The 1,129-nt window shown below is 45.9% G+C and carries 1 protein-coding gene; it reads right to left on the bottom strand.

What is annotated here, in order from left to right; translation table 11 throughout:
• A partial coding sequence (gene rlmKL / locus R7P72_RS25410) for a bifunctional 23S rRNA (guanine(2069)-N(7))-methyltransferase RlmK/23S rRNA (guanine(2445)-N(2))-methyltransferase RlmL (RefSeq protein ID WP_318111009.1) occupies positions 1 to 1,129 on the bottom strand: 1,129 nt, incomplete at both ends.

The raw sequence follows: 1,129 nt of genomic DNA, 5'->3' as shown, positions 1-1,129 counted from the left end.
TTGAGTATTGGTATCTGCACCTTTTACTTCATCGGCACTACGTTCTGCGATGCTGTAGTTTTTTTGGTGACACGGTAACGCACCATTGTTTAATTTGAATTGCTTATCTGCACGCATGCGAAGACAGCTCAGCAACTCATCTGAACTAGAGAAAATAGACGCTTTGCAGCCACCGAATTCTGCTTTCAATTGGCCACCAAACGCGGTGTAAAGCGCAATCAGACCTGGCTCTGTACCCAAACGTTCGCCGTAAGGTGGGTTAGATACAATCACACCATTTTCAAAACCTGCAGGTCGCGTAATAGTTGCCGCATCGCCTTGAGCAAACTCAATCAGTTCCTCAACCCCTGCTCTGCGAGCGTTCTCTTGTGCAACTTTCAGAACTTTCGGATCGTTATCGAAGCCAAAAAACTTAGCGTCAACTTTCTTGACGCCGCGTCTAGCCTGAACGTTTGCTTCTGATTTGATTTCAGCCCATGTATCTGGCTCAAAGTCTTCAAGTGATTCAAAGCACCATTGCTTTCGTTTTACACCAGGAGCCATATTTGCAGCCATCATTGCCGCTTCAATCAGTAACGTACCAGAACCACACATTGGATCGAGAAGTGGCTGATGACTGTCCCAACCACAACGCATAATGATCGCCGCTGCTAATGTTTCACGAAGTGGTGCACGGCCAGATTCCGGACGGTAGCCACGTTGATGAAGGCCACTGCCTACCATATCAACACCTAAGATAGCTTTATCTTTGTGAAGGCGAACATGAACGCGAATATCAGGACGTTCTTTGCTGATGTTTGGTCGAGGTAAGCCTTTCTTCTCAAAGCAATCAACGATGCCATCTTTTACTTTCATCGCGCCGTACTGACTGTTGCGGATCTCGCGGTTGGTACCGTTAAAGTCCACAACGAAACGCTTAGAACTGTGGAATTGATTCACCCAGTTAATTGACGAAGTAGATAGGTATAGATCCATGTCGTCGTTACAAGTGAATTCAGATAAAACACGTACAAATCGTGATGCCAAGCGGCTCCACAAACAACAACGATAGATTTGCTCATTCGTGGCTTTAAATTTTACGCCCGCCTGTACTGGTTTCGCGTTTTCAATGCCTAGTTTAGTCAGTTCT

This window comes from Vibrio sp. Vb0888 (assembly GCF_033338835.1).
Taxonomy (GTDB): domain Bacteria; phylum Pseudomonadota; class Gammaproteobacteria; order Enterobacterales; family Vibrionaceae; genus Vibrio; species Vibrio alginolyticus.
This window is presented reverse-complemented; position numbering and strand designations above follow the sequence as displayed.